We start from the raw sequence: 6,876 nt of genomic DNA on the forward strand, positions 1-6,876 counted from the left end.
CCGGCCCGTGCCGCCCGGTGCCGCCCGCGGGCGGCACCGGGCGGCACGGGCCGGCCCCGCCCGGCGGGATCAGTGGGCGGTGGCCTTCTCCTGCTTGAGCTCGCTGGGCCGTACGATCACGAAGCCCTCGCCCTGGAGCATCAGCTGGACGGCCTCGCCGGAGCCTCCGCGCACCATCGAGCCGAAGCTCTGCGAGCGGTGCAGCGAGGTGGAGAGCTGCGCGCTCCAGCCGACGACCGCGTCCGTGTCGACGTAGACCGGCTGCTGTCCGGTGACGGGGATCACGAGGGGGGTGCCGTCGCAGGTCAGGCCGAGCTTGCCCTGTCCGCTGAAGACGCTGTTGAAGAGGCCGCCCCCGGTCATCCCGGCGCCCTTCACCGTCTTGATCTCGTAGGACAGGCCTGCGTCGAAGCAGAGGACGTTGCGGCCGTTGACGGTCAGGACGTCGCCCTGCTCCATGTCCACGATGAAGCAGTTGGCCGCCTCGTGGGCGAACCACGCCTCTCCCTGGCCCGAGACCGCCATCAGGGGCAGGCCCTCGCCGGTCACCGCGCGCTTGAGCATGCCGCCTATGCCCTGGCCCTTGCGTTCGAACTGCAGATTGCCCCGCCAGGCGATCATCGAGCCCTGCCGTGCGAGCATCTCACCGTTGACGGCGTACTTGATGGATTTGGCGTTCTGCAGGGTCATGCCGGGGGCGGTGGCGGGCTGGGCCGTGTGCTCACTGGAAAACAGGTCGCTCTTCATGCCGTGCATCCTCGCCCGGAGCCTTCCGTTCCGCCAAGACCGGGGCCTCGGAGAGCCTGGCAGACTGGGGTGGTGAGCAGCGACAGCATCCCCGAGCCCCTTCCCGCAGCGCCGGGGGCCCCCGCCGACAGCCCGTTCCGCACGGAGCCCACGGTCCGCGACGAGGCCCCCCAGTTCGTCCTGCCGCTGGTGGTGCACCTGGAGAAGACCGATCCCCCGGCGCGCAACGACGCGCTGGTGACGGCCGCCCGCGCGGTGCTCACGCTCCTCGCCGATCCGCGCTCGCTCGGCGAGGAGGAGGGCGGCGCGGAGGGCGAGTGGGCCCGGGCCGTGCGCGACTGGCAGGACGCCCGGATCCGCAAGGTGGTGCGGCGGGCGCGCGGCGCGGAGTGGCGCAGGGCGTCCGCGCTCCCCGGGATCACGGTCACCGGCGAGCACGCCGAGGTGCGGGTGTTCCCGCCGGTGCCGCTGGACGGCTGGCCCAAGGAGCTGGCGAAGCTCCAGGTGTCGGGGACGGAGCTGGAGGACCCGGTGGCCCCGCCCGCGCCCGCCGCGTCGGGCCCGGTGCTCTGGATGAATCCGGACGTCGGCATGTCGGCGGGCAAGGCCATGGCGCAGGCCGGGCACGGCGCCCAGCTGGCCTGGTGGGAGCTGTCGGACACCGAGCGCAAGGCGTGGCGCGAGGCGGGCTTCCCGCTCTCCGTGGCCACCCCGGACCCCGCCCGCTGGCGCGAACTGACCGCGAGCGGACTGCCCGTGGTGCGGGACGCCGGGTTCACCGAGGTCGCCCCGGGCTCCTGCACGGTCGTCGCCGACCACCCCGCCCTGCGCCGCTGACCGGCGGCCGGACCGGTGCCGCCGGTCCGGGCCCGGCGGCTCCCCGCGCGCAGGCCCCGGCGGCCCCGGGGGGCGGTGCGTCCCCGTATCTCCCGCACCCCGTGGTCCCCCTGCTCCCCCTGCTCCCCGGGCAGGACTCAGTGGCGGTCCCGGCGCCGGACGTACAGCCGGTTGCCCTTCGGACCGGTCCATTCCAGGCGCACGACGCCGGGCACGGCGGCGTCGGCGAGGCGCGACGGGTTCGACCAGTGGCCGAAGTTCGGGTTGCGGAAGAACGTCGCCCACAGGCCGCCGTGGGCGTCCTCGAAGAAGTTGTTGTGCCCGGCGCCGACACCGACGGTCCAGCGCGCGGAGTACGGGCCCTCGAAGTGGTCCGAGACGGCCGCGACGGCGTCGTACTGGTACTGCACGCGGCCGGTGCCGGGGACGTCGTAGGCGTGCCGGGGGGTGCCGTCGGCGTCGATCGAGGTCCGGTCCCAGGCCGCGTGGAGGAGGAAGTACTTCCCGGCGTACGCGAACACGTAGGCGCCTTCGAGATAGGGCTCGGGCGTGTACGGCGTCTGCCGGAACCCGGGGAGGCCGGTCGGCGTGACGAGGTCCTCCATGTCGTCCCGGAACTTCGCGTACAGGTGGTTGTGGAGCACCAGCCACGTGTCCTCGCCCCGGGAGTGGAGGCTGCCGTCGATGTGGTGGTAGGCGCCGGGCTCGATGAAGTCCGGTCCCCCGGTGTACGGGTCGCCGAACGGCTTCTCCAGGTTGCCCTCGACGAGCCGGTACGGACCCTCGACCCCGCCCTCGCTGACGAGCACGAACGAGCCGACCTTCCGGGAGTGGTCGCCCATGCAGGCGACCATGTACCAGGTGCCGCGGACGAGGTGCAGCTCCGGGGCCCAGGCCTGGCCGCGCTTGCCGAACCGCTCGTCGTACCAGTACTCCTGCCACGGAGCGACGACGGTGCGCCCGGGCCGGTTCTCCCCGGCGAACTCGGGCGACCACACCTTGCCCTTCTCGGCGCCGGGCCGGATCCGCGTCGTGTCGGCCAGCTTCCACGGTCCCCGGAGCGAACGGGCGGTCCAGACGAAGATGCCGTCGTTCCAGGGGCCGGCCGCTTCGAGTCCGGGCACCCGGGTGGTGCCCGTGGCGACGTAGAGCGGACGGCCGTCGACGACGAAGCAGTTGACGTAGGTGTCCCGCATCCACACCGTGCCGCGTTCCTCGTCCCGCGGGCGCAGCTCCAGCGGGAGGACGAAGGAGTTGTCCTCGCGGGGCCACAGGTCGAGCCGGGTGTCCGCGCGGCCGTAGGGCGCGGGGTCGGGCCAGTCGGCCGGGTGGCGCCCCGCCGGAGCGGCGGGGGTGTGACCGCCCGGAGCGGGTGCGGCCTGCGCGCCCGGCGCGGCGGCCACCGGCAGGGCCGCCGCGGCCCCGGCACCGGCCGCGCGGGCCAGCAGGGAGCGCCGGGCGAGACGCGGCCGGTCCTCGGTGCTGCTCATCGGTCAGGTCCTCCTTCGTCCGTCCGGGCCTCCGGAGTCGCGGAGCGCCGGGAAACGCCGTCCCCGCGACCGGCCCGCACGCGGGCCGGATCCCCGGGACGGAACGGTCGGGGCGGCACGGCCGGCTCGGCTCCCGACCCTCGGTCGCCCCGTCGGCCGCACGCCGTGGGCCGTCCTCGGACGACCTGCCGCTCAGCATGCGAACGCCGGTCGATCTCCGTCAACCGACCGCTGAATTAATCCGGAGGGTCCGGCGTCCCGGCTGGTCCGCGCCGTCCCGCTTTCCCCAGGTGGGCCGTGCGCCGGCCGGCCCGCCGGGCGGGTCACGGTCGGATAACGGAACCATTTCGTCCCGTTCGGGAACCTCAAATTCACCTCTGAACGTCCCCAGGTGCGGGTTCACGGGCGCCGCGCGGGGCCATGACACCTGCACAGAACGGGGAGGGGACATCATGAGGCTGGGCATCGGTATCGGCTGGCGGCCGGAGATCGCGGACGCCGTCGAGGCGCTGCCGGGGATCGACTGGGTCGAGGCCGTCGCGGAGAACCTCTGCGCGGACCACCTCCCCGACTCCCTGGTGCGGCTGCGGGAGCGCGGGGTCACGGTCGTCCCGCACGGCGTCTCGCTGGGGTTGGGCGGGGCCGACCGCCCGGACCCCGGCCGCCTCGCGGACCTGGCGGCGCGGGCCGAGCTGCTGGGGACCCCACTGGTGACGGAGCACATCGCGTTCGTACGCGCCGGGGGGCCGCTCACCGCCTCGCCGGTCCTGGAGGCGGGACACCTGCTGCCGGTGCCGCGGACCTGGGACGCCCTGCACGTGCTGTGCGAGAACGTGCGCATCGCACAGGACTCGCTGCCCGTCCCGCTGGCCCTGGAGAACATCGCCGCGCTCCTCTCCTGGCCCGACGAGGACATGACCGAGGGGCAGTTCCTCGCGGAGCTGGTCGAACGCACCGGTGTGCGCCTGCTGATCGACGTCGCCAACCTGCACACCAACCACGTCAACCGCGGCGAGGACCCCGCGGCCGCCCTGGACGAACTCCCGGTGGAGGCCATCGCGTACGTCCATGTGGCGGGCGGCGTCGAGAAGGACGGCGTCTGGCACGACACGCACGCCCATCCCGTGACACCCCCCGTCCTGGACGTCCTCGGCGCGCTCCGCTCCCGGGTGGACCCGCCCGGGGTCCTGCTGGAGCGGGACGACGACTTCCCGCCGGCCGAGGAGCTGGCCGGTGAACTGACCGCGATCCGCGGCACCCTGACCGCCGCCGCGGCGGGGCCGCGGTCCGTGCGGCGGCGGCCCGCCCGGGCCGCCGAGCCGGCGTCCCGGGCCGGCGGCGGCCGCGAGCGGACCGGCCTGGCCCAGGGCGCGCTGCTCTCCGCACTGGTGGCCGGCACACCGGTGCCGGACGGTTTCGACCACCGGCGGCTGGCGGTGCAGAGCCGGGCACTGGCGGCGAAGCGGGCCGACGTCGTCGCCAAGGTCGCGCCGGAGCTGCCCGGCATCCTCGGTGGCGGCTACCGCGAGGCGTTCCTCTCCTACGCGAGGAACCGGCCGATGTCGGCCGGTCACCGTCGCGACGCGCTCGGCTTCGCCGAGCACCTCCTGGTCACCGACCGGCCGGCCGACGAGGCCGCCCGGCGCAGGCTGACCCGCTGGTGGCAGGAGCGCGCCGCCCCTCGTCCACCGGGCCGGGGGACCCGTCTGGTCCGCGCCGCCCGTACCGCCCTCTTCGGAAAGTGACCGTGATGAACACACTCGCTCTGGTCGTCACGCTCGTGGTGGCCGTCTCCTCGGTACTCCTGATCCGCGCGACACGCCGCGCCGGACGGCAGGGCGGCGGTGGCGCCGCGTACGTGCACGACCTGTCCGAGGCGGCGTTCCTCAGCGGTGGTCCGGCCCGGGTGGTGGACACCGCCCTCACCCGCATGCACACGGACGGGCTGCTGGCCGTCGGCGGGCCCGGCATCGTCACGGCCCTGCGGCAGGACGGCCGTGACGCGGTGGAACGCGCCGTCCTCCAGGAGCTGGCCTCGGCCCCCAGCGGCGCCCTGCACGTCCTGCGGGAGAACGTGATGCGCCATCCGGCGGTGCAGGAGATCGGTGACGGACTGGCCGCCCGGGGACTGCTGACCCCTCCGGGGCAGAGCCGTGCGCGCCGCCTGCGGGGGCTCGCCCTGGGCATCGGATGCGTGGTGGGCTTTCCGGTCAGCATCGCCCTGACCGTCGCGCAGTACGCCCTGCACGACGGGTACGCGGACATCCCGTTCCCCTTCTTCGTGAAGGTGCTGCCCGCGCTCGTGGTCGGAGCCGTCTGCGGTCTGGCGACTGCGACGTCGGCGAGGTCACGGCTCACCGCGGCGGGGCGGCGCACCGCCGACTCGTACCGGACGGCGAACTCCCACGTGACCGATCCGGCCCATCTGGTGGCCACCCGGGGTCTGGGCGCACTCCCCGATCCCGAGCTCCAGGGACAGCTGGTGGCCGCCGCGCGGCAACGGCCGTCCGGACGAGGGACGTCCGTGTACGCGGCCGCCGCGACCGCCTCCATACCGGTGATGTGGTGTGCGGGGGTGGGGCCGGGCAGCGGCGGATGCGGCGGCTCCACCGGTGGGGGCGGCGACTCAGGGCCGGGCTCCACGTGCAGTTCGGGGTCGAGCTGCGGGAGCAGCGGTTCCAGCTGTGGGAGCAGCGGCTCGAGCTGCGGCGGGGGGTCGAGCTGCGGGGGCGGCGGCGGCTGCGGCGGCGGTTCCTGAGGCGCACGGGCCGGCGTCCGGGCCGGGGCGGCGCGGAGGCGTCACGCCGCTGCGGGGCCGCACGGACACCTCGGCCACGGCAGGGGCGGGCACGCCCTGTATACGGATCCGGCCACCGGTGACCTTCCGTCACCGGGATGTGTCCGTATCGTGAACACCCTGTGGCGCCGTCTCGCGGGTCTCGCGTAGAACTCCGCCATGCTCTGGGTCGTGCTTCTTCTGGTCGCGTGGGGCGCGGCGGCGGTGTCGTGCATCCGGCTGTGCCTGGCCACCGCGGGTGCCGCACATCCGCCGCAGGATGCCGTCCGGGCGCCCGCCTCCCCCGAACTCAACCTCTACGAGACGGCGTTCCTGGCCGGTGGCCCCCAGCGGGTGGCCGATCTCGCCCTGGTCTCCATGCACCTGCGGCGCCGGCTGCTGCTCGCCCGCACGGGCTGGGCCACGGTCGTCGATCCGGAGGGCCGGGACGAGGTGGAGCGCACCGTGATCCGGGCGATCGGCCCGGAAGGGCAGTCCCGGATAGCCCCGATACGGGCCGCCGCCGCGGCGACGGACGCCGTCCGCTCCCTCGCCGACCGGCTCGTCGCGGCCGGGCTCGCCGTGCCGCACGGCACCCGGACAGGCCTGGAGTCGGCGGTGCGGGCGGTACGGGCCACCGCGGTGCTGGTCGTGGTCCTGGCGGCGGTCGCCCTGCTGATGCCCGGTCAGGAGGCGGGCTTCACCGGCCCGGTGGCCGCCTGGTTCGGGCTGCCGCTGGTCCTGACGCTGGGCTGCCTCGCCATCGCACAGGTGGAGAACCGGCCGCACGGCCGGTGGGCCTCCCCGTCGGGCCAGCGCTGGCTGGACTCGCTCCCGGCACCGGTGAGCGGCGCGGAACGTGATCTTCTGGCCGCGGTGGCGGTGGGCGGGGTGGCAGCCCTGGAGGACCCGGACCTGAGAGCGGCCCTGCTGAGCGGGGTGCGGCCGCGGGACTGAGCCGCCGGTCAGGCCCCGAACGGCGTGGGGGGGGGCCCCCGGGGGGGGGGGGCCCCCCCCGGGGGCGGG

General features: G+C 75.0%; 6 protein-coding genes. 4 read left to right on the top strand and 2 right to left on the bottom strand.

What is annotated here, in order from left to right; all coding sequences use genetic code 11:
* Nucleotides 1-69: 69 nt before the first annotated feature.
* Complete coding sequence (locus ABZ172_RS29855) at nucleotides 70-747, bottom strand: AIM24 family protein (RefSeq protein WP_356888457.1); 678 nt, start codon at nucleotides 745-747, stop codon at nucleotides 70-72.
* A gap of 72 nt (nucleotides 748-819) precedes the next feature.
* Here ABZ172_RS29855 and ABZ172_RS29860 point away from each other — a divergent pair, with 72 nt between their 5' ends.
* Nucleotides 820-1,584, top strand: a complete 765-nt coding sequence (locus tag ABZ172_RS29860; protein WP_356888459.1) for a peptidyl-tRNA hydrolase — start codon at nucleotides 820-822, stop codon at nucleotides 1,582-1,584.
* 137 nt (nucleotides 1,585-1,721) lie between these two features.
* Here the strand turns inward: ABZ172_RS29860 and ABZ172_RS29865 are convergent, their stop codons facing one another.
* Nucleotides 1,722-3,074 (bottom strand): family 43 glycosylhydrolase, encoded by a 1,353-nt coding sequence (locus ABZ172_RS29865; protein ID WP_356888461.1) that lies wholly within the window; start codon nucleotides 3,072-3,074, stop codon nucleotides 1,722-1,724.
* 452 nt (nucleotides 3,075-3,526) lie between these two features.
* Between ABZ172_RS29865 and ABZ172_RS29870 the strand changes: the two genes are divergently transcribed.
* From ABZ172_RS29870 to ABZ172_RS29880, 3 genes are all read left to right on the top strand, one after another.
* Nucleotides 3,527-4,819: a DUF692 domain-containing protein gene (locus ABZ172_RS29870; protein WP_356888463.1), complete on the top strand. Its 1,293-nt coding sequence runs from the start codon at nucleotides 3,527-3,529 to the stop codon at nucleotides 4,817-4,819.
* Nucleotides 4,820-4,824: 5 nt separating this feature from the next.
* On the top strand, nucleotides 4,825-5,832 hold the full coding sequence (locus ABZ172_RS29875) for a TIGR04222 domain-containing membrane protein (RefSeq protein ID WP_356888465.1): 1,008 nt from the start codon (nucleotides 4,825-4,827) through the stop codon (nucleotides 5,830-5,832).
* 198 nt (nucleotides 5,833-6,030) lie between these two features.
* Nucleotides 6,031-6,807, top strand: coding sequence for a TIGR04222 domain-containing membrane protein (locus tag ABZ172_RS29880; RefSeq protein WP_356888467.1), 777 nt, complete (start codon nucleotides 6,031-6,033; stop codon nucleotides 6,805-6,807).
* The last annotated feature ends 69 nt before the right edge of the window (nucleotides 6,808-6,876 follow it).

The sequence above is a fragment of the Streptomyces sp. NPDC006296 genome (assembly GCF_040613235.1).
In the GTDB taxonomy this organism is placed as follows: domain Bacteria; phylum Actinomycetota; class Actinomycetes; order Streptomycetales; family Streptomycetaceae; genus Streptomyces.